At 39.6% G+C, this 22151-nt stretch carries 21 protein-coding genes; 10 read left to right on the top strand and 11 right to left on the bottom strand.

Annotation, left to right across the window (positions count from 1 at the left end; genetic code table 11):
* Nucleotide 1: 1 nt before the first annotated feature.
* Entirely contained in the window at nucleotides 2–709 is a 708-nt protein-coding gene (gene lipB, locus ABJG98_RS10790) for a lipoyl(octanoyl) transferase LipB (protein WP_348279526.1), read from the bottom strand.
* A gap of 4 nt (nucleotides 710–713) precedes the next feature.
* A complete protein-coding gene (locus ABJG98_RS10785) occupies nucleotides 714–1685 on the bottom strand; it encodes a type I phosphomannose isomerase catalytic subunit (protein ID WP_348279525.1) in 972 nt (323 codons plus the stop codon).
* Between the two features lie 33 nt (nucleotides 1686–1718).
* Here ABJG98_RS10785 and ABJG98_RS10780 point away from each other — a divergent pair, with 33 nt between their 5' ends.
* Genes ABJG98_RS10780 through purH form a run of 3 tightly spaced genes read left to right on the top strand, consistent with a single transcriptional unit; the run spans nucleotide 1719 to nucleotide 4225 of the window.
* Nucleotides 1719–2060 (top strand): YraN family protein, encoded by a 342-nt coding sequence (locus ABJG98_RS10780; RefSeq protein ID WP_348279524.1) that lies wholly within the window; start codon nucleotides 1719–1721, stop codon nucleotides 2058–2060.
* Between the two features lie 13 nt (nucleotides 2061–2073).
* Nucleotides 2074–2646, top strand: a complete 573-nt coding sequence (locus ABJG98_RS10775) for a phosphoribosylglycinamide formyltransferase (RefSeq protein ID WP_348279523.1) — start codon at nucleotides 2074–2076, stop codon at nucleotides 2644–2646.
* A 55-nt stretch (nucleotides 2647–2701) separates the two neighbouring features.
* Nucleotides 2702–4225: a bifunctional phosphoribosylaminoimidazolecarboxamide formyltransferase/IMP cyclohydrolase gene (gene purH / locus ABJG98_RS10770; RefSeq protein WP_348279522.1), complete on the top strand. Its 1524-nt coding sequence runs from the start codon at nucleotides 2702–2704 to the stop codon at nucleotides 4223–4225.
* 38 nt (nucleotides 4226–4263) lie between these two features.
* Here the strand turns inward: purH and ABJG98_RS10765 are convergent, their stop codons facing one another.
* The 8 genes from ABJG98_RS10765 to mutY all read right to left on the bottom strand — a co-directional run bounded on the left by ABJG98_RS10765 (nucleotide 4264) and on the right by mutY (nucleotide 12796).
* Complete coding sequence (locus ABJG98_RS10765) at nucleotides 4264–4719, bottom strand: hypothetical protein (protein WP_348279521.1); 456 nt, start codon at nucleotides 4717–4719, stop codon at nucleotides 4264–4266.
* Between the two features lie 72 nt (nucleotides 4720–4791).
* The gene (locus tag ABJG98_RS10760) at nucleotides 4792–6021 is read right to left on the bottom strand and encodes an alpha/beta hydrolase-fold protein (RefSeq protein WP_348279520.1); all 1230 of its coding nucleotides are present in this window, start codon (nucleotides 6019–6021) and stop codon (nucleotides 4792–4794) included.
* Nucleotides 6022–6073: 52 nt separating this feature from the next.
* Nucleotides 6074–8167 carry an ATP-dependent DNA helicase RecG gene (gene recG, locus ABJG98_RS10755; protein WP_348279519.1) on the bottom strand — a complete coding sequence of 698 codons (2094 nt, stop codon included), beginning with the start codon at nucleotides 8165–8167 and terminating at the stop codon, nucleotides 6074–6076.
* 82 nt (nucleotides 8168–8249) lie between these two features.
* Nucleotides 8250–9116, bottom strand: a complete 867-nt coding sequence (locus ABJG98_RS10750) for a M57 family metalloprotease (RefSeq protein WP_348279518.1) — start codon at nucleotides 9114–9116, stop codon at nucleotides 8250–8252.
* 208 nt (nucleotides 9117–9324) lie between these two features.
* Nucleotides 9325–9888: a gliding motility lipoprotein GldD gene (gene gldD, locus ABJG98_RS10745; protein ID WP_348279517.1), complete on the bottom strand. Its 564-nt coding sequence runs from the start codon at nucleotides 9886–9888 to the stop codon at nucleotides 9325–9327.
* A gap of 18 nt (nucleotides 9889–9906) precedes the next feature.
* The gene (gene gldE / locus ABJG98_RS10740) at nucleotides 9907–11220 is read right to left on the bottom strand and encodes a gliding motility-associated protein GldE (protein ID WP_348280090.1); all 1314 of its coding nucleotides are present in this window, start codon (nucleotides 11218–11220) and stop codon (nucleotides 9907–9909) included.
* Between the two features lie 64 nt (nucleotides 11221–11284).
* Entirely contained in the window at nucleotides 11285–11731 is a 447-nt protein-coding gene (gene ssb, locus ABJG98_RS10735; RefSeq protein WP_348279516.1) for a single-stranded DNA-binding protein, read from the bottom strand.
* 6 nt (nucleotides 11732–11737) lie between these two features.
* Nucleotides 11738–12796 (bottom strand): A/G-specific adenine glycosylase, encoded by a 1059-nt coding sequence (gene mutY, locus ABJG98_RS10730; RefSeq protein ID WP_348280089.1) that lies wholly within the window; start codon nucleotides 12794–12796, stop codon nucleotides 11738–11740.
* Nucleotides 12797–12888: 92 nt separating this feature from the next.
* On the opposite strand from mutY, the gene ABJG98_RS10725 reads away from it, so the two are divergent.
* The 7 genes from ABJG98_RS10725 to lipA all read left to right on the top strand — a co-directional run bounded on the left by ABJG98_RS10725 (nucleotide 12889) and on the right by lipA (nucleotide 19048).
* Nucleotides 12889–13179 carry an HU family DNA-binding protein gene (locus tag ABJG98_RS10725; RefSeq protein WP_348279515.1) on the top strand — a complete coding sequence of 97 codons (291 nt, stop codon included), beginning with the start codon at nucleotides 12889–12891 and terminating at the stop codon, nucleotides 13177–13179.
* A complete protein-coding gene (locus ABJG98_RS10720; protein ID WP_348279514.1) occupies nucleotides 13176–13961 on the top strand; it encodes a tetratricopeptide repeat protein in 786 nt (261 codons plus the stop codon). The genes ABJG98_RS10725 and ABJG98_RS10720 overlap by 4 nt, the downstream gene beginning before the upstream one ends.
* A gap of 144 nt (nucleotides 13962–14105) precedes the next feature.
* A complete protein-coding gene (locus ABJG98_RS10715; protein WP_348279513.1) occupies nucleotides 14106–15656 on the top strand; it encodes an Rne/Rng family ribonuclease in 1551 nt (516 codons plus the stop codon).
* Between the two features lie 162 nt (nucleotides 15657–15818).
* The gene (locus ABJG98_RS10710; RefSeq protein WP_348279512.1) at nucleotides 15819–16976 is read left to right on the top strand and encodes a hypothetical protein; all 1158 of its coding nucleotides are present in this window, start codon (nucleotides 15819–15821) and stop codon (nucleotides 16974–16976) included.
* Nucleotides 16977–16988: 12 nt separating this feature from the next.
* The gene (gene ytxJ / locus ABJG98_RS10705; RefSeq protein WP_348279511.1) at nucleotides 16989–17366 is read left to right on the top strand and encodes a bacillithiol system redox-active protein YtxJ; all 378 of its coding nucleotides are present in this window, start codon (nucleotides 16989–16991) and stop codon (nucleotides 17364–17366) included.
* Nucleotides 17367–17402: 36 nt separating this feature from the next.
* A complete protein-coding gene (locus ABJG98_RS10700) occupies nucleotides 17403–18110 on the top strand; it encodes a hypothetical protein (protein WP_348279510.1) in 708 nt (235 codons plus the stop codon).
* A gap of 56 nt (nucleotides 18111–18166) precedes the next feature.
* Nucleotides 18167–19048, top strand: coding sequence for a lipoyl synthase (gene lipA / locus ABJG98_RS10695; RefSeq protein ID WP_348279509.1), 882 nt, complete (start codon nucleotides 18167–18169; stop codon nucleotides 19046–19048).
* Here lipA and ABJG98_RS10690 read toward each other — a convergent pair.
* Nucleotides 19045–22035 carry an ATP-binding cassette domain-containing protein gene (locus ABJG98_RS10690; RefSeq protein ID WP_348279508.1) on the bottom strand — a complete coding sequence of 997 codons (2991 nt, stop codon included), beginning with the start codon at nucleotides 22033–22035 and terminating at the stop codon, nucleotides 19045–19047. The genes lipA and ABJG98_RS10690 overlap by 4 nt on opposite strands.
* Nucleotides 22036–22151: the final 116 nt, after the last annotated feature.

Genomic DNA, 22151 nt, shown 5'->3' with positions numbered 1-22151 from the left:
ATCAGTTTACCAATTCCATTTCGAATGTTGAGGCAAGATGCTTTTTGAGTTTTGTCTCAACCTCTTTTATATCTATTCTTCTTCCCATTTCTTTTTCTAGAGAAGTAACAGCTTTGTCCTGAATGCCACAGGGAACTATATAATTGAAGTATTCGAGATTTGTGTTCACGTTGAACGCGAATCCATGCATGGTTACCCACCGGCTACTTTTTACACCTATGGCACAGATTTTCCTTGCTTTTCTCTCATCCTCCCAATCCAGCCACACACCTGTAAGGCCTTCTATTCGACCAGAAGCTATTCCGTATTCTTTTAGGGTAAGGATTACCGCTTCTTCTAAATAGCGGAGGTATTTGTGGATGTCTGTAAAGAAGTGATCCAAGTCAAGGATTGGATAACCTACAATTTGTCCGGGGCCATGATAGGTAATATCACCACCTCTGTTGATTTTATAAAAAGTGGCTTCTTTTTCTTTCAAAAAAGCGGCATTTGCAAGTAAGTGATTTTCATTACCACTCTTCCCTAAGGTGTACACATGCGGATGTTCACAAAAAATCAGGTAATCTTTTGTTTCAACTTGCTCTTCTTCCGGAAGCTTCCTATTTAGAATTTTTCGATTAACTGTATCCTTGAATAGTTTTTCCTGATAATCCCAGGCCTCTTGGTAGTCTTTTAGACCTAAATGAATAAACTGTGTCTGTTTGGTCACTTCTTTAAGCTTCAATATAGGTCTCTAACAACTCAAGTCTATCTTCTGGTTCTATTTGGAAAGATTTCATTGAGGCAGGAATAAGAATTACTTCACCTAGTTGAATCGTTTCTCCAGCTATTTTTCCAGAACCGCCCACAGCGATATAGATTTTGAAGCAATCCAAACCAGCTCTATCAAGTGTCAATATTTCATCAACCAACAATTTATTAGTTGTAAAATATGGAGAGGAGACAATGGCGTTAGTTTTATTTGGGATTTTCTCATACACGCTTATTATCTGATTGGGCTTAGAATAGTCCAAGGCATCAAGTGCTAAGTCTGTGTGAAGTTCTCTTTTGTTGCCATTTTTATCTACTCTATCAAAATCATAAATTCGGTAGGTGATATCTGAGGTTTGCTGAATTTCTGCTATTAAAAGGCCCTTTCCAATTGTATGAACCCGGCCTGCAGGTATATAATAGACATCTTCTTTTTCTGTAGCCTCTGAATGAAGTAACTCTAATATTTTCCCAGAACGAAAGTGATCCAAGTATTCAACTTTATTGGTGTCCTTCGAAAAGCCATTAATTAAAGAGGAACCATCATCTGCTTGTACGATGTACCACATTTCGGCTTTGCCAGGGCAATTGTGTCTTTTCCGAGCGAGTTTATCATCTGGATGAACCTGCACAGACAAGTCCTGTGCCGCATCTAGAAACTTTATCAGCAGCGGAAACTTATTTCCAAACTGATAGTATATGGATCTTCCAACTAAATCAGAACTGAAGTCAGCGACAATTTCTGAAAGCTTTTTTCCTGCTAAGGGGCCATTTGAAACTTCGGATATATTTCCAGGGACGCCGGACAGTTCCCATGTTTCTCCGCAATTGTCCAAATCACCAAAATCTTTTCCAAGAATGGTTTTAATTTTCTGTCCGCCCCAAAGCTTTTCTTTGAAGATGGTTTTGAATTTAAGTGGGTATAATTCTGACATTAACTTCTATAACAGCCAATCGATATATTCATAATGGATCGCAAAAATAAAGGTATTGAAGGTGAAGCAATAGCCAAACGCTACTACGAAAAATTAGGTTACGAGATTTTAGAATCAGGGTATCGTTTTGGTAGAGCAGAAATTGACTTGATCGTCTTGGAAAAAGAACAACTTTTAATTTTTATAGAAGTGAAAAACAGAAGTAGGACGGATTATGGAGATCCTGAGACATTTGTTTCTGAATCACAGCAGTCACGGATAAAAGAGGCTGCGGAGGATTACATTTTTGGTATAAATTGGAATAAAGATATTCGGTTCGACATTGTGTGTGTTGATGCGAAAGGAAAAATTGAGATTTTCGAAGATGCGTTCTAGTTAGATTTGCAATGTGAACAAGAATATTAACCTAGCCATACTTGCTTCAGGGAGTGGAAGTAATGCAGAAAATATTGCTAAATACTTCGAAACACATCCACACATTCAGGTAAAAGAGATTCTTTCAAACAAGGCGAATGCTTTCGTTCATGAGCGGGCAAAGCAGCTCGATATTCCTTCATTCACTTTTAGTAAGAATGAATTCCAAGATACATCGTTTATCAAACGGCTGGAAGATATAGACTACATCATTTTGGCAGGATTCCTGTGGCTGATCCCAAAGTATCTTGTAAAAGCCTTTCCCAACAGAATCATAAACATTCACCCCGCGCTGTTACCAAATTTTGGAGGTAAGGGCATGTACGGAGAAAATGTTCATAAAGCAGTAATTGAATCAGGAATAAAGGAATCTGGAATTACTATTCATTTGGTAAATGAAGAGTATGACAAGGGAGAAGTATTGCATCAGGCCAAATGTGAAATTATTGGAGATGACACTGCCGAAAGTCTAGTAAAGAAAATTCACGTATTGGAATTTGAGCATTTTCCGAGAGTCATAGAGGAGTATATCCAATCTCGTAATTGATAAAACCATCTACGATGGTACCTTTGCCAACCTTGAAATAAACCGTCCACCTGACATGTCTACAAAAAAAATTCAATCTGCCCTAATTTCTGTTTTTCATAAAGAAGGGCTAAGCCCAATTATTCATAGCCTCGATAAACTTGGAGTTACTATTTACTCGACCGGAGGAACAGAAAAATTTATTCGTGAAGAAGGCGTAGATGTGGTTCCGGTGGAAAACCTAACAGATTATCCATCAATCTTTGGAGGACGCGTAAAAACGCTTCATCCCAAGGTGTTTGGAGGAATTCTGCATAGAAGAGAGAATGAATCTGACTTGGCAGAAGCTAGAAAATTCGAAATCCCACCAATTGATTTGGTGATTGTTGATCTTTATCCATTTGAAGCTACTGTTGCCGGTGGTGCGTCAGAAGAAGATATTATTGAAAAAATTGATATTGGAGGAATTGCCTTGATTCGTGCAGGAGCAAAAAACTACAAGGATGTAGTAATGATAAGCTCAATGGAATACTATGCTGATCTTCAAAACATTCTTGACAATCAGCAGGGAAAAACCAGTGAGGAGGAAAGAAAGTTATTCGCTGCAAAAGCCTTCGCAACATCCAGTCATTATGATTCTGCCATTTTCAACTGGACAAATTCGCAGGATGAGGTTCCAGCTTTTAGATTGAGTGCGTCTCCAGCAAGAGAATTGAGATATGGAGAGAATCCTCACCAAAAGGGAACCTTTTACGGTGATCTTTCTGAATACTTTGATCAGCTACACGGCAAGGAGATCTCTTACAACAATCTAGTGGATATTGAGGCTGCAGTTCAGCTAATTTCGGAGTTTGATGAAAGAGCTTTTGGAATCTTGAAGCACAACAATGCCTGTGGAATTGCAACTGGATCTACTGTAAAGGAAGCTTACCACCGAGCATTTGCGGCAGATACCGTTTCAGCTTTTGGTGGCGTGCTGGTTTGCAACAAAGAAATTGATAAGGATAGTGCGGATGAAATGAACAGCCTATTTTTTGAAATCCTGATTGCTCCTTCGTTTAGCGAGGAGGCTTTAGAAGTGCTGAAGCAAAAGAAAAACAGAATTCTATTGGTTCAAAAGAGGAAATGGCAACAACAGACACAATACAAGAGCCTATTGAATGGTACGATTGTCCAGGATTACGATTTGAAGTCGGAGTCAAAGTCGGATCTGGAAGTGAAAACCAAGAAGCAACCGACAGCTGATGAAGTAGAGGATTTGCTCTTTGCATCTAAGGTATGTAAGCAATCAAAGTCGAATACTATCGTGTTAGCTAAAGGAGGTCAGCTACTGGCAAGCGGAGTAGGTCAAACCTCACGAGTTGATGCATTGAACCAAGCCATCGAAAAAGCGGAGAAATTTGGGTTCGATCTCAAAGGTGCGGTTATGGCTTCTGACGCCTTCTTCCCATTTCCTGATTGCGTAGAGATAGCACACAAAGCAGGCATTAGTGCTGTGATTCAACCTGGTGGTTCGATCAAAGATCAACTTTCGATTGACTATTGTGATGAAAACAACCTAGCTATGGTGATGACTGGTGTGAGGCACTTTAAGCACTAGCAAGATCAATTTTTGTAATTTTTTTACAAAAACTCACACTAGGAAGTCAACTTCATAAGCAAGTCCACCAGCTTGTCTTTCTTCATATCATTAAAGTGTTTCTTTCGATCCGGTTCATTCATTTCTTGTAATTTTTTTACAAAATCATGACCTAAAACCTCCATTGCGTGGTTTTCTGGAGCCCCAAAGATTTCGATTTCATCGATGGCGGTATTCAGTACTTCCTTGCCTTTAAGCTTAGCTGTTTCTACTGGTTTGTAGGTTGAGTTTGAGTCTCTCAGTGCCCAGCTGCTGTAATCGATCTTTAGATTTTCGATCTGCTTATAGCGAAGGTCGCTCTCTCCGAATATCCGTTGCAGTACAGTTATGGCGCTGGTTTTCCATGCTTCCAGATCAAAGCCCTCATCTTCAAGTTTGGTTATCTGTTTTTTTAAAAGTTTGATGTATTGAGATTTCATTTTTTCGATGCTTGCTGTAGCTGTCAAGTTAATCATTCAAAGGTTAGTCTACATCAGATAGCTCAAGGTTGTGTTTCGGAGCACGAGTACTCACTTGTGAGGTTTTATTTACTTCAGTGAATCTAGATCTTGTTGATATTGCGTCAATTTACGATCATTATTTTTTTGAGCTATTTCTATGGCGGCCCGAAATAGGTTTTTCGCTTTGACTTTATCATTTTGAGCTAAATAAACTTTCCCTAATCCATGAAAGGGTCGTGCGTTGTCCGGAAAGCGATCACATAATATTTGATATATCGATTTTGCTAATGAGTAATCTTCGTTTTGTAAACTAAACTCGGCATATCTAGTGCCCCACCCTATATTGACACCACCCAAAACATTCTTTTCAATGAAGATGGTCATGAACCTCTTGAAGACAGAATAATCATTTTCATCCAACCCAAGACGTAGCAAAAAGAACATTCCTTCCTGTGGAATGATGTTAGACAAGCCATATTTATTAGCCCTACTATTGTAGTAAGATTCAACATATTGAAACCCACCCAATGAATGAAAGTCCTCAATCTTGTCAAATTCTAGTAATGGATAATCGTCATAATAAAAACGAAGACCGTGATAAAGAGCATGTACCGGAGTTGTGCGATGACCAAATGAAGAGAGGGGTTCAGATTCAACGATTTGGCGTGTCCATTTCAAAGGAGTGGTTGTATCCTCAAGTTGTTTTACAAAATCATTTACACCACTATTGACTTGGTTTTCCGCATGACTTGTAACAAGAAATAACGATTTTGTCTTTAAGTCTTCTTGAGAGCTATCGATGATTACATTATTTATTGGGATGGGACTTGCAGCAAGAAATCCTGAGAATAATTCTGAATCAGAAAAAAGGATATTTAATGCAGAAGCTCCAGCAAACTGCCATCCGAACAAGATGCGTTCATTGGAGGTGTTGAAATTATTTTCAACAAAAGCGATTACATCCTTTTCGAGGAACTTAGAAAGTTTTTTTGAATTATTAAAAAATCCATAACGCCCGGAATCATTTGTGTTTATACCTACAACAATAAAATCAGGGGTGTAACCATATTCCTGGAAAAGCTTTTGATAGCTAACAGCTTGCATATACCAACGTTGACCATCTAGAACATATAATACCGGATAGTTTTTGGTTATGGAATCATATCCATCTGGTGTGTATACCTGAATTTCTCTGCTGGATTCGTAAGCGGATGACTCAATTGTAAATGTATTACCTGCACTTATTGGTGTCTGTGCGTTTGAAAGGACGGGTATTATGGCGAGAAGTGTAAATAAGATTTTTGATGAGAAGTTCATCAAGCCATGAACTGTAGCTAAGTGTAAAAGGTTGCAGTTTTAGTAATAGTTTTTAACTAATTCTGCCCCAGTTCACTGCATTCTTGCTAAAGGAATCTATATGTGATTTAATCATTCGGTGGGCTGGCAATTCAAGATTTGGGTCGCTCTTCAATAATTCCTGAGCGGCAATTCGTGCAACCTTTAATATTTCACCATCTTTCACCAGGTCAGAGACAAGTAGATCAAGTGCCCCACTTTGTCGTGTGCCCATCAAATCTCCTGGCCCTCTCAGTTCCAGATCCACTTCAGCAATCTTAAAGCCGTCGGTAGTATCCACCATGGTTTTCAGCCGCTTTCTTCCTTCAGTGCTCAGTTTTACACCTGACATTAACACACAATAGGATTGATCGGAACCCCGACCAACTCGTCCGCGAAGTTGATGCAATTGAGACAAGCCAAAGCGCTCAGCATTTTCTATAACCATTATTGATGCGTTTGGCACGTCGACACCAACTTCAATTACAGTAGTCGCCACCATGATTTTGGTTTCTCCTTTCACAAATCGTTGCATTTCCCATTCCTTGTCCTCTGCTTTCATCCTTCCATGGACAATGGAAATCTGATAATTGGGGAATCTCCTTGTGATACTTTCATATCCATCCATTAGATCTTTGTAATCAAGGGAAGCAGATTCTTCAATTAGTGGATATACAATATAGGCCTGCCGGCCTTTTTCAATTTCTTTTTCCACGAAACCAAACATTTCCAGTCGTTTGGATTCAAAGAAGTGCTTTGTCTTTATTGGCTTCCGACCAGCAGGCAGCTCATCGATGACGGAGATATCTAGGTCGCCATACAAGGTCATCGCCAGCGTTCGCGGAATCGGAGTTGCCGTCATTACTAGCACATGTGGATACAACTCCTTGGTTTTCGTCCAAAGCTTGGCGCGTTGGGCTACTCCAAATCGATGTTGCTCGTCGATCACTGCCAGGCCCAGGTTTTTGAACTTGACCTTATCTTCCAAAAGCGCATGTGTGCCGACTAATACGGTAATCACTCCTGACATCAATCCTTCATGGATGAGCTTGCGCTCAGACTTTGGTGTAGATCCAGTCAGCCGGGCGATATGTATTCCTAATGGCTTGGTCTGCTCCTGCAATCCTTTGAAATGTTGCTCAGCTAAAATTTCCGTAGGTGCCATGAAAGCACATTGATAGCCGGAGCCTATGGCAATTAACATGGATAGAAAAGCAACCATGGTTTTCCCACTTCCTACATCGCCCTGCACCAATCGATTCATTTGCTGGCCGGAGCGAAAGTCGGCATAGATTTCTTTGACAACTTTCTTTTGAGCACCTGTGAGTTCAAATGGCATGTGGTCCTCATAAAATGTATTGAGCAGATCACTCTTATTGATAATAGCACCTCTGTATTTTTCTGTTCTGGCGATTTTTAATTTGATCAATCGTAGCTGAACAAAGAAGAGTTCTTCAAACTTCATTCGATTTTGAGCTTGCATCAAGAGCGGGCTGTTTCGAGGAAAATGCATGGATACTACAGCCGTCTTTTTGTCGATCAGTTTAAATTGATTGGCAAGGTTTTTTGGTAGAGTTTCATGAATGTAATTAACAGCTTCTACCAGAAGGACTTTCATAATTTTAGAAATGAACTTGCTATCAAGCCCTTTTTTTTTCATCTTCTCCGATGTGTGATAGATAGGTTGAAGGTAACCTCCTTTTGTGTTTTTCTCGGTTTGTATTTCAATCTCAGGATGTGCGATATTGAATTTACCATTGAAGAGTGTGGCCTTTCCAAAGGCAACATACTTTACCCCGATCGTCAGGCTTTTTTGGATCCATTGCACTCCTTTGAACCAAACCATTTCTATTGATCCGGTTTCGTCCGCAAAAATTCCTACCAGGCGTGACTTTCTGCCAACGCCAATGGTTTTGAATGATTTGAATTCACCAATAAGCTGGACATACGGTAGATCAGGCTCAAGTTTATTAACCGTATAAAACTTGCTGCGATCTTCGTGACGGAATGGGTAATGTTGGAGAAGGTCTCCAAAAGTGAAGATCTGCAATTCTTTATTGAGTGTTTCTCCACGCTGTGGACCTACCCCCTTCAAATACTCAATGGATCGATCAAAGAATTGATGCATGCAGCTAAGATAATCTTAAGCACAAAAAAAGGGAGTCGAATGGACTCCCTTATTAAACACCCATCAGGTTAATGTTAAGTTATTAGTACAGGTAGTTAAGTGCTGTCTTGTCGTCGTTGTTAAAAGGTCTGTCGCCTCCATCAGTACAAGCAAGCATCCAAGATTTTTTAGCAGCAGTAGCACCTGTAGGTGTTCCAGGGATGTGGTTTGCACCAACACCACCGTCACCTTCGTTAGATGTACCACCACCACAAGAAATACTTCTGTCAAAAAAGTCAGTGTGACGGAATCCTACACAGTGTCCCATTTCGTGAGCGATGATAGTAGCAATACCTGCAGTGCTAAGACCGTAAGAAGACTCAAGCACACCACTCATTTTGATTTCACCATATGGATCACCAGAGTTGGTCGGGAATCCTGCAGATCCCAATACGCCTCTTCTTTCATCTCTTTTGCTTAGTCTAGTCATCACAATGTCTGCACCGGATGAAGAGCTTACTCTCTGGAATGAAATAGACAGGTTTTCAGAATTGTATCGTGCAATAGCTAGGTCAAGGCCAGCGATCATAGCCGGGCTATATCCACTGCTACCTTTTTTACCTCTTCCACCTCCTGAAGATTCTTCAGGAGCATAAACTGTAATTACTCTTCCTCCACCAGCATTCACGAGATTGTCCGTGCTGTACTGCTCAACAGTGGCAATACTTCTTCCTTGACCCATTTCAGCAATTGTCTGGTCAGTTAAATAAATATCCCCTTCAACCAGATAGCCTTCATCAATTTTCGTAGGAATCTGTGTTTCGATATCAAAGCCAAGATCTGCAATTTGTGCAAGAACTTCACTAGGAACTGAAAGATCATCTGCAACAGGCGATTGATCTTCAGAGCATGATACAAGCGTAATGCCCGCAATTAGAACAAGCGATAAAATATTATTAATTCTCCTCATAATTATTAGGTTTTGATTTATTGGGTGTTTAACCAAATTGCAATATAAAATTTTTTTTAGTTAGGGAAACAACCTTTTTCACATTCAATTGAACATGTACAAAATCACACCAATAAGAACAAAAATCAGAAGAATATTCTGTATAAATTCATTTTAAAAAATATATACCATATTCATAATTTATTAGGCATGCAGAATAATATTTTATCTATTGCCCCCACTCCAAAGTAGTGAGCAGGTGGATGATATCATTTTTCAGGTAGGAGATAACCGGTGCAAGTGAGTCATTCTTTGTTGCTGTGCGAAAGTAAAGTGCACCTCTAAGAAAATGATTGACACTATCCGAGACGTGAAATTGTGCTTGTGTTGGGACCTCTCCCTCGAGCTCGGTAAAGGAGGCATACGATCCATTTGGGAGTTCAATTATGCTCTCCTCTATCGCATATGCTTTTACATTGTGTTGGGAAGTAAGTCTGTAAGAATCACTTAAATATTCTCGAATGATCGAGTCCGTTACGGGCTTGTATGTTATCTGAATCGATGCATTCATTGCAGGGTAATACAAATTGATCCAGTAGCGCTCACTTATCCAGCTGGAATCACGCTGAAGTTTGGCATGTTTAGAATATTCGAATGAATATGGAAGTGAATCTGGCAAGGGTTGATACGCTGCATCAGGTAGATTAATCCTGTTAAATCCTTTTGGTTTAGGGAGAAAATCGTTTCCACAAGCAAGACAAAAGAATGCAAGGAGGATGGACAGGTACTTCATAATTGTGTCTAAACTTTTTTAGTCTTCAAATCCCGTAATGTTACTTTTATCATTATTAATGTATGACCTTATACGTTTGATTCTTCGCTGATCCACTGCAACTACGGTAAAGACAAAATGCGCCACTCTGATTTTTTCTCCGGCACTTGGAAGTTTTGTATTGATCTCTAATAGTAACCCGCCAAGAGATTCACTTTCTCCTTTTAAACTATCAAAAATGGAAATGTCCGAGTTGGTGATTTTACAAAAGTCATTGAGGGATGTTTTACCTTCAAAGATGAAAGTTTGATTATCAAGTTTATTGTAGGCCACGTCGCTTTCATCGTCAAACTCGTCATTTATCTCTCCCACTATTTCTTCAATTACGTCTTCCATGGTAATTAAGCCAGAAGTACCGCCATACTCATCAATCACGACAGCAATGTGAACTTGCTTTTCTTGAAAGTCTTTGAATAAGTCATCAATTTTTTTGCTCTCTGGCACAAAAAAAGCTGGACGTAATAGCTCCTGCCACTTAAAATCTTCTTCTTCTCCAATGTGAGGAAGTAAATCTTTGATGTATAAGATACCTTCGACTTTATCAACGGTTTCTGAGAAAATGGGAATTCGGGAATATCCTGTCTTGTTGATTTGGTTCATCAATTCATGAAAGTCGGCTTCTCGATCTATTGCCGTTATATCAATTCTAGATTTCATTACCTGTTTTACTGATAATGTTCCAAAGTTTACAATCCCCTTTAATATTCCTTTCTCCTCTTCAGTCACATATTCTTTTTCAACAGATATCTCCAAAGCCTGATTGATTTCTGCAACAGAGAGATTGTAGCCTTTCTTTTCCATCCTTCGCTCAATCATCCCGGTAGCGCTCATTAAAAACCATGAGATTGGTTTGAATATTTTGTATGAAAACATCAGGAGGCCAGATGTCAGTTTGGCAAATACAACACCGTTGTGATTGGCGTATACTTTTGGAATGATCTCACCGAAAAAGATAATCAGAACTGTGATAATGGATGTGAGGATAATTATAGTGACACCCTGTTTCCCTTGTTCACCGACAATTTGCCATGTTGCGAAAGTAGAAATTGTAATAATGAAAATATTGACCAGATTATTCAGAATTAAGATGGTAGCTAAGAGTCGCTTAGGATTGTGAAGTAATGTGCTAATGCGTTTTTCCCTAGGATCGGCGGCCCTATTGAAATCCTTGATTTGATTGTGAGAGAATGAAAAAAAAGCAACTTCTGAACCAGAAACTAATCCAGATAGACATAGTAATAACAAGACTACCAAACCATTAATCAGGTAAAATGAGACAGGCATGTCTGCCATCAGGCTAAGTAATACCGTGGGGAATGGGTCGTCCAAAGATGTTTCCAAGTACTAGTTGTTATGTTTAAAATGGGAGGTCGTCTGTCGCATCATTCTGTGTGTCTGGTACTGGTTCCGACGCTTGAGATTGCTGTTTACCAGAGTAATCTCCTTCTTGTTGTCCTTGTGATGAACCACCACTTCCGCCTCCTAGCATTGTCATGTTATCTCCAACCACTTCAGTAGTGTACCGAGTCACTCCGTCCTTTTCCCATGAGCGCGTGCGGAGCTTTCCTTCCACATAGATCATATCACCTTTCTTCACATACTTCTCAACAACTTCAGCCAAACCTCTCCATAGCACTACGTTATGCCATTCAGTTTGTTCTCTACGCTCACCTGTTTGGCGATCTTTGTATGTCTCAGAGGTAGCAAGTGAGAAATTGGCTACAGTCGCACCATTTTCAAGGTGTCGAACTTCAGGATCTTTTCCAAGGCGGCCTACTAAGATTACTTTATTTACTCCAGACATAGTTATTTATTTGATACCTACTCGTTTAAGGTAATTTACGATTAGTTTAGGTTTCGGCAAATTTAGCACTTCCTCAACGGAAAAAGACCTTAAGTTGGTCTTTTGGATCACCATTTCTGCATCTTTATTGGAAATCGTCATTAAGTAAAATCGCGCATAAATTTTTTGATGGCTCAAAACATGAAGCAATGGCTCAGAGATTTCTATGATAATAGGATTTTTCAATCCAAGATTTTGATTTGTTTTTTTAAGGACAACCTCTTCATCAAAGACTCCATCAAGCAAAAAGAAATCATACAGACCACTCCACACATCTTTTTCTATTCGCTCATTCAAAAAGAAGTTGTCTCCATGCTTGAGCACAACATAATTAAAGTGACGAATTTTCACTTTTATCTTTCCGGTTTTTACTGGAAGAGATTTTTGAACACCTTTTGCGAAAGCATAGCAGCTATTTGAGAATTCGCATTCTTCACATTTTGGACTAGGTGCACATGTAGTCGCTCCATATTCCATCATGGCCTGATTGAAGCTTCCAGGGTTTTCTTCTGAGATTTCTTTTTTCAGAACAGATTCAAATATTTTTCTTGAAGCACTTTTTGAAATATCGGCATGAACCCCGAAATATCGGGATGCAAAGCGAAAAACATTACCATCAACAACAGGCTCAGGCAGATCGAAACAAATGGAGGCTATAGCGGCTGCGGTATATGGACCAACACCTTTTAATTTAATTATTTCCGAGAATGTTGAAGGAAAAATTCCGCCAAGCTCCTCATTTACATACTTAGCTGTTGTATGCAGGTTACGAGCTCTGGAGTAATAGCCCAGCCCTTGCCAGAGTCTAAGCACTTTTTCTTCAGGAGCATTTGCTAAGTCAGTAATTGTGGGAAAAGCCTCCATGAATTGTTCCCAATATGGAAGTCCTTGGTCAACTCGAGTCTGCTGGAGGATGATTTCTGACAACCAGACCGGATATGGGTCTTTTGTTTTTCGCCAAGGAAGATCTCGCTTTCTCTCTGTATACCAATTAATTAGCCTTTCGGCAAATGTTTTCTCTTCGATGACTTAATAATTTAGAAATCCTTTTTTTATGTGAAGGTGCAAATTTAATTTTGGCCTCCCAATTTTAATACCCACCTATAAACCAGACAGTTGTGACAAAAGCTGATGTTATAAACGAAATATCGGATAAAACCGGAATAGATAAAGCAGATGTGCAAGCCTCTGTGGAAGCCTTCTTCACTGTTGTAAAAAACAACATGGCCAACGGAGAGAATGTTTATGTAAGAGGATTCGGAAGCTTCGTGAATAAGAAGCGTGCGAAAAAGATTGCAAGAAATATCTCAAAAAACACGGCCATAGTAATTGACGAACACTTCATCCCCTCTTTTAAGCCATCAAAAATTTTCGTAGAGAAAATAAAGAAATCTTCTAAGATCAAGTGACAAGATCACAAATAATTCTCCTTCTCGGATCAGCTGCATTGGCAGTGATTTTGTTTCAACTTCCACGAAGTGTTGTTGAGAATGAACAGTTGCAGGAAGTAACAGAAGCAGAAAGTCACTCAATGGAAATCCCTCAAGAAGTTGAAAATCAGATCAATGAGTTAAGAAGATTAATTAGAGAGGAAGAAAATATTGATAAAAAAGCTAACTTTGCGCACTCTTTGGCGAGACACTTCCTCGATTATGGGGTTGTAGATAGTGCAGCGAGTGTTGCGGAGAAGATTGAGAGATGGAAAATTATCCCATCTCAGTTGGCCGCAGATATTTATTTCACGGCTTATGAGAGATCTCCAGATCAAGAGCGAGCTAAGAAATATGCTGAAAAGGCCAGAGAGGTATTACAAAATTTGTTGGATAAAGATCCTACAAACCTTTTTTTGAAAAACAGACTGGCAATGACGCTTGTTATATCTGAAAACCCAATGGCTGGGATATCCATGCTAAGGGAAATATTAGTTCAAGATGAAACAAACAGGCAAGCCATTTTGAACCTTGGACTCTTAGCTATCCAAAGCGGACAGTTTGAAAGAGCTAAGGAGCGTTTTGAAAATTTGATATCGTTGAATACTGCTGATCATGAGGCGAAGCTTTATCTGGCAGTATCTATGATGGAAATAAATCAACAATCGCAGGCACGCCTGCTTTTGGAGGAAATCTTAGCCTCAAGAGATTCCATTCCGGCCATTAAGATGATGGCCAATGATTATCTCAAAGGGCTCTAAAACATTTTAAAAACTTTAAAGAACAGAAATTATGCCTTGCGGTAAGAAAAGAAAGAGACATAAAATCTCTACTCACAAGAGAAAGAAGAGACTTAGAAAAAACAGACACAAGAAGAAGTAATAGGCACCCATTAAACAAACGCTATGAGTAATGAACTAATCATTAACTCAACTCGCGAGGGATGTCGTATTGCTTTACTAAAGGATAAAAGGCTAGTAGAATTTCACCAAGACGGAGGAGGTCAAACCTTCAACGTAGGTGACATTTATCTAGGATCAGTAAAGAAAGTTGTTCAAGGATTGAATGCTGCTTTTATTGATTTAGGATATGAGAAAGATGCCTTTTTACATTACCTGGATTTAGGACCACAAGTCCAATCACTAAATAAGTTTACCAAGCTTACACTAGCTAAGAAGCTAAACAGCACTAGGCTGGCTGGCTTTAAAACAGAGCCAGATATTAATAAGCTCGGTAAGATGAGTCAAGTCCTTACCAAAGGACAAAAGGTTTTGGTGCAGGTAGTAAAGGAACCTATTTCTACAAAAGGTCCACGACTTTCATGCGAGTTGTCATTAGCAGGTAGATACCTGGTAATGGTGCCGTTTTCGAATACGGTAAACGTATCTAAAAAAATAACTGACGCAAACGAACGTAAGCGTCTACAACGACTGATCAGCTCAATTAAACCCGAAGGGTTTGGTGTGATCATCCGTACTGTCGCGATGGGCAAGGATGTAAAAGAGCTTGATACTGATCTACGAAATCTGGTCGATCGCTGGGATCAAGGCATGAAGGACTTGCAAAAAGCGAAAGTTCGTGACAAGGTAATTGGCGAAATGAACCGCGCCAACTCCATTCTTCGAGATGTTCTCAATGAAAGCTTTGATAGCATCATGGTAGATGACAAGGAGCTATACCAAGAGATCAAGACCTTTGTTAAGGGAATCGCTCCAGACAAGGAAAAGATTCTAAAACAATACAGTGGGAAGGCCAAGATTTTTGAAGCTACAGGAGTAGAAAAACAGATGAAGACCTCATTTGGTCAATCGGTAAGCATGCTTAACGGCGGCTATCTCATCATCGAGCACACTGAAGCACTCCATGTGATTGATGTCAATAGCGGCAACAAATCCAATAAAGAGGATAATCAGGAAGATACAGCACTGAAAGTTAATTTGGATGCTGCTGAGGAGATTGCACGACAGCTTAGGTTAAGAGATATGGGAGGAATCATCGTTGTGGATTTCATCGACATGCGAAAAATAGAGAATAAGAAAAAGCTCTATGCAAAGATGAAGGAGGCTATGAAAGATGATCGCTCCAAGCACACCATTCTACCTTTGTCGAAATTTGGTCTGATGGAAATTACCCGTCAAAGGGTAAGACCGGAGCTTTCAATAGCTACCAAAGAGGTTTGTCCTACATGTAGCGGAACAGGAAAGATTTCAGCCTCGATACAGGTGGCCGATCAAGTGGAAAATACCATCATGTACTTCTTTGAATCTCAGAATGAAAAGAAGATAACTGTTGCATTGCACCCATATCTATATACCTATTTTACAGCGGGTGTTTTTTCCAGAAGGGTTAAGTGGTTTTTCAAATACTTCCGCTGGGTCAATATGGTGGAGGATAGCTCAAAAGCGCTTACCGAATTTCAAGTACTCAACGCTCAGGGAGAACCTATTCAGATATAATCCGGCTTAATCGGATAACATAACTAGAACGCCTAATTGCTTAGAAAATGTTTAAGTGAATTAGGCGTTTCTTTTGTACCAACCAAGGCTGGGGAAGAATCGAATCGATCGAATCGTTGAGATTATCACCTAAATTGCCAACCTTTGGACGGGATAGAGTGAATGAAACGATTTCTTATCATATCATTTTTAATTGGTGCGGCAGTCTACACCGCCGAAGCTCAATTGCTTGAGGATAATGACAGCAGACTCAAAACCAAAAAAGTTGAGCGTAAAGGGTTTCTGTTTTTTCGGAGCAAAAAAAAGCCTGGTAATAGCGCAGGTATTCCAAGCTCGGGCAGAAGAACACCGCCACGCTATTCAAGCGCATCTTCACCTTTTAGACTTTCTACCACGACTTCCCCTCGATACTCTTCTGTTAGAGACCGCCAAAAGCGGTATTCGGTTAGGCCAAGGACATCTGGTGGCGTTATTAGTTTTAAGACAAGAAAGTACTCACCAAGATATTCTGGGGGCAATCCGTTTAGAGGAAGTGATTATAAAGTAACTCCTCGTTATTCATATGGGAACCCATTCAGAGGAAGTAAATTCAAAGCATCACCTCGTTATTCAGGAGGCAATCCATTTCGTGGCAAGGATTATAAAGTAAGTATCAGGTATTCTCGAGGAAACCCATTCAAGGGAAGGAGCTATAAAGTAAGTCCACGCTATTCTCCTTCGAACCCTTTCAGGGGGAGGGACTATAAGGTGAATATTCGCTATTCACAAGGATCACCATTTAGGGCAAAAGATTATAGAATAACCCCACGTTATTCACGTGGGATGCCCTTCCGAAGCAAGGATTATAGAATAACTCCACGTTATTCACAAGGGATGCCTTTTAGAAGCAAGGATTACAAAATAACACCCAGGTATTCACAAGGGATGCCTTTTCGAGGGAAAGACTTTCATGTTAGGCCTCGGTATTCTGCCGGATCACCATTTAGAGGAGTCGATTTTAAGGTTCGTCCGAGGTATTCTGGGACAAAAATTCGATTCTTTGGTAATTCAAGAGAATGGGGAGAATCAAAATATTTTCAGGAATCCTCACTATGGGAAGGCGACATGAAAGTCAAGAATCGGCGAATTGGCGACCAACATCCAAGCAGCAATTACCATATGGCTATGAAGTTTAGCAATCCCAAAATCCGAAAAATGTTTAGAAAATGGAATATTTTCTGGACAAGAATGAATGGGAACAAGCAAAACTCAAATGGTGTTAATGAACCAGTGAAAGAACCGAAGTTTGACAAGAAGGAACGTGTAATTTGGAATAATTGATCTCAATACAGAATGCTAGGAAAACTATTTTCATCAAAAGATAAAGTGCCTCTTCCATGGAAAAACCTGGATCGAATATCTGAGCTTGAGGAAATTGAAAATCTCTCAAAAGAGAGAGCTGTACTTCTTTTCAAGCATAGCACGCGATGTTCAATAAGTGCGATGGCACTAGGTCGATTTGAAAGATCGTACAAGGAGGAAGCATTATTTGAGCCATATTATTTGGATTTAATCGCTCACCGAGATATTTCCAATGAAATCGCTTCTCGGTATGGCGTTAAGCATGAATCACCTCAAGCTATTTTAATCAGGAATGGAAAAGCAGTTTTCAATACTTCTCATATGGGAATTAGCTACGAGGAACTTAATACAATGGCACAAAAGGAATAGGGACTAGCGCATTATTTTTGTTATGGAATAGCAGACATGAAAAAAATCCATCTACTTATACTTTTTATTCTTCCGTTGCTCACCTCGGCTCAGCTTTTTGAAGGTGAAGATTTTGAGTATACATCGGAGTGGATATGGGGGATAAATAAAAACACAAACGGAGGCCTGATAGGAGGCTTGATGGTACGGCATAGTAGGAAGAAAGGAGATAATGTTTATCATACATTTGGGTTGGAACTTTCGAACGTAAAACATCCGAGTGAAGCTAGATACATTGGATTAAGTGGTGCTGGCTTCATTTATGGTAAGTCTAATTATCTATATGCAATCCGAACCAACTACGGCCTGGAAAAATTGATGTATAAGAAAGCCAATCAGCAAGGAGTTCAAATTAGCATGGCAGCTGCCGGAGGGCCTACTTTTGGTTTGATTACACCGTATTACGTACTTGGCGCCGATCAACAATACAAGCCATTTAATGTTGTGAACTTTCCTTCTTTTCAGAATATTGCCGGCCCGGGAAAACTTTTCCAAGGATTGGGAGATGCAGATTTTGCTCCAGGCTTTCATGTAAAAGGATCATTGTTATTTGAATTTGGCACGTATAGAAGAAATGTAGCTGGTGTTGAAGTAGGTGTAATGGCCGAGGTATTCTCTGAGGAGATTGTACTTGTGCCCACCCAGCCGAACAAATCCTTTTATTCTTCTGTTTTCTTCACACTGTTTTGGGGAACCCGAAAATAGGCGGGAATCTACCTTTCCTGAATTAGATTTGCACTTTTATATCTGAATAGTAGCGTATGATTGATTTACCAGTAGTAGATAAACCAGAGAGAAAGAAGAAGCCAAATTGGCTAAGGGTAAAACTCCCTGTTGGTGAAAACTATGCCAAAGTAAGAAGACTGGTAGATCAGCATAAACTTCACACAATTTGTGAGAGTGGAAACTGTCCCAATATGGGTGAATGTTGGGGCGAGGGAACAGCTACTTTCATGATCCTCGGCAATGTATGTACCCGAAGCTGTACATTTTGTGCAGTGGCAACTGGCCGTCCACCAGAGTATGATGTAGAAGAGCCAAAACGTGTAGCTGAAGCTATTAAACTGATGGGAGTAAAACATGCAGTACTTACATCAGTAAATAGAGACGAGCTGAAAGATCGCGGAGCCGAAATTTGGTATCAAACAGTAGTTGAAACAAAGAATCTTTCTCCAGAAACGACTATAGAGACATTGATTCCGGATGTGAAGGGAAACTGGGAAGCACTGTATCGAATGATAGAAGGAGGCCAAGAAGTAGTGTCTCACAACATGGAAACAGTGGAGGGACTCTATAGAAGAGTGCGCCCTCAAGCTAAGTACAATAGAAGTCTTGAGCAGATTAAATTGACAATGGAAGCTGGTAAGCGGACTAAGTCTGGCATTATGCTTGGACTGGGGGAAACGGATGAAGAAGTTTACAAGGCTATGGATGATCTTGTTCAGCATGGATTGCACATCTTGACACTAGGCCAATACCTTCAGCCAACAAAAAGACACATTGAAGTCGCAGAATTTGTACACCCGGACAAGTTTGATCATTTCCGGGAGGAAGGATTGAAACGTGGACTCAAGTATGTAGAATCCGGACCTTTAGTACGATCGTCCTATCATGCAGAGCGACACGTAAACGTACCTATTTAAAATTGTCCACTTCTTATTATTTTCCTAAGCCAGTCGTAATACACTGCTATGAACAGAATAACTGTCATCAGCCAAATGATAATAAGGTTGAAGATCTTTGTATCGATATACATCCCAGCGAAGTGCTTTTCAGGGTAATAAAAATTCGTTCTGAACTCAAGAGCTCCATCAGGAAATTCTTTTTTTGCGTAGATAGGATATATTTTTTGAACAAGTTTGTTACCTGAAGTCAGTATTCTTTTCTTCGTCGATATGTTCTTGAGCATAATACTAATCCGTTCATTCTCATAAGTGTTTTTCTTTGTAATGTATTGCTCTTCCAGATCTGGTGTTTTCGTTCTTTCAGCGATTAGTTCATCGAGCTGATCTTTTGCTTTTTTCCGACGTGAATTATATACCGAACGAATAGCTGCCAGAAAATCTGCCGTTTCAGTATAAACCCTTTTCGTTAGGCCTCCTTCAGTAACCTGATCCACATCAGGTAGTTTATCTTCTCCGAAGATGCTTAGTTGCTTCTTAATTTCATTTCTAATTAAATCCAGATGAGCTGCTCTTCCCTTAAAATCCTTGTTCTCAAAACAGTAGTCGAGATGTTCCTGTAGGTACTTGGTATAATAAACTGACTTATATGTATTGATACCTACATCTCTATCTAATGCATAGAAATCTTTATTGGAAGGGTTATCCCGAAACTGTGTAACAGCAAGTGCTTCATAAGCCCATCTAGATGCCATCATTTCACCAATGAATGGCACTTTCTCACGATTTGCAAAAGTGGAATTCAGTTTGTCAAAATCAACGACAACTCCACTCAAAATTAGTTGAGGAATGATCAGAAGTGGAATTAATATGTAAACTGTAATGACGGAGTTGAAACCTGCTGAAATATTTAAGCCTAGAATATTAGCGAAGCATGACACTGAAAAAAGGATCACCCAATACCAAAGAGTCATTCCTTGTATTTCTAAAATTAGAGATCCAACAAGAACAAAAAGTAATGTTTGAACCGCAGAAAGACAAAACAGAATAAGAGTCTTTGAAGATAGATAGCTCAGTTTACTTAAATGAAGAAAGCCTTCTCGTTTTAGAATTTTTCTATCCTTAATGATTTCTTCTGCACTTACAGTTAGACCCATAAAAAGGGCTACAATTATGCTCATAAAGAAGAACACAGGGATGTTCTCATTTTTATAAAAAGTATACTGAGAGCCGTCAGGCGAAAACTTGGTAATTAGCGCAAGAAGCAGTGCAAGAGCCGGGGCTTCAAGTAGGTTTATCAAAACGTATTGTCGATTGCTAATCTTGGCAAGCACATCACGTTGAAGAAAAATTTTAGCCTGCTTTAGTTTGTTAGGTAGATCTAGAGATTTCTCAGGCTTGGTATCTTCTTCTACCACTTTCTCAACCTCGATGTTATTAGCGAACTGCTCGTGCCATTGCGTCGGAGAGTACTTTCGTTTATTAGTGAATCTTCCATATTCATCCACCACCTTCATTTCTATGATGTTGAAGATTTGCTCCGGATTCACATTCCCACATTCAATACAGGCGCTCTGATCCTTGTCGATCATTTCCACCATATTTTTAAAATAGGTCACAGCTTTTACAGGGTTGCCATAGTAGATCTGATGACCTCCTGTATCCAGAATCACAAGCTTATCAAACATTTTGAATATCTCTGAGGAAGGCTGGTGAATTACCACGAACACCATTTTACCTCTTAATGAGAGCTCTTTAAGCAAATCCATTATGTTTTCAGAGTCTCGTGATGAGAGGCCACTTGTGGGCTCATCAACAAATAGAACAGATGGCTCCCGTAACAACTCTAACCCAATGTTCAGTCTTTTCCGTTGACCACCACTGATTGTTTTTTGAAGTGGATTGCCGACTTTCAGATCTTTAGCTTCTGTCAGACCAAGTGACTCTAATGTCCTGTTGACCAGCTCATTTAGTACTGATTTCTCCGTATTATCGAAACATAATTTAGCAGCATAGTAGAGGTTTTGATAAACCGTTAGATCCTCAATGAGTAAATCATCTTGCGGTACATTCCCTATGATACCTTCAACTTCTTTAGAATTTTGGTAGATGTCAATTCCATTGATTCGAACTGATCCTTTATATGGTTTTGCCGTGCCATTTAATACATTGAATAGGGTGGACTTTCCGGCGCCACTACCGCCCATGATTGCAACCAATCGGCCTGTAGACTCGGCAATATTAACCTCAACCAAACCGATGTTCCCGTTATCGAATTTGTAGGAGATATTCTCGGCAACAAATGACACATTAGTTTCAGTGATATCATCTCTCAATATCCCTACCACATCACTGTAATAAAGTCGCTCAGTTCTCTTGCCTTTGATGGAACTTCCGGTTGAGAAAACCTTAATCTTGTTTGGAGAAATCATCAAGCCATTCAGGCTAACAATGTCACCGCCATAGTATTTAAAAAAACAGGTATCAATTTTTGGAAGCTTGAAAAAGGCAAGGTGACCTTTAAGCTGCTCATGGAAAATTTGACGAGGACGATCTGGTTCGTCAGCTCCAGAAACGACAACAGAGTACATGTCAGAATAGCCATTTGGATCTTTGTTGACTACAAAATGCTTGATTGCATCTACAATTTCATCTTCAAACTTGAAGTTTTTACCAATACGATATAATAGATCAGATTCACGTTCCGTAATTTTTTCATCTGCAATAATTAGCTCCATCAACTTTACCATTACCACAAGTTTCTGGGGTTGAGTCAGCTCATTATTGATATTGGTTGTTATATCATCGATCTGGCTATAATCATCCTTGGTATCGATTTCTTTAACGTATTCGTCAAGAATCTTGAGATAATGCTTGGTATCATCACGACTTACGTTCTCATAGAGAAATTCTCGAACGCTTTCTTTCTCGCTTTCGTCTACTTGTCCTTCCTCCTTCGCAACAATTACGAGTAGGCGTATGATAGCTTTGAGCAATTCTTCACTCATGTGGAGTTAGTGGTTAGGTTGGTTAGTTGGCTAAAGTTAGAACATTAGCATGACCCTGTAAATTAAAAAAGCCGTCAGAGCTAAGCAATGACGGCTGGTTAGGTTTAGATTTTATA

The organism is Ekhidna sp. (genome assembly GCF_039960695.1).
Classification (GTDB): Bacteria; Bacteroidota; Bacteroidia; order Cytophagales; family Cyclobacteriaceae; genus Ekhidna.
The sequence above is the reverse complement of the archived record's forward strand: the minus strand, read 5'-3'. Positions and strand labels throughout refer to the sequence as shown.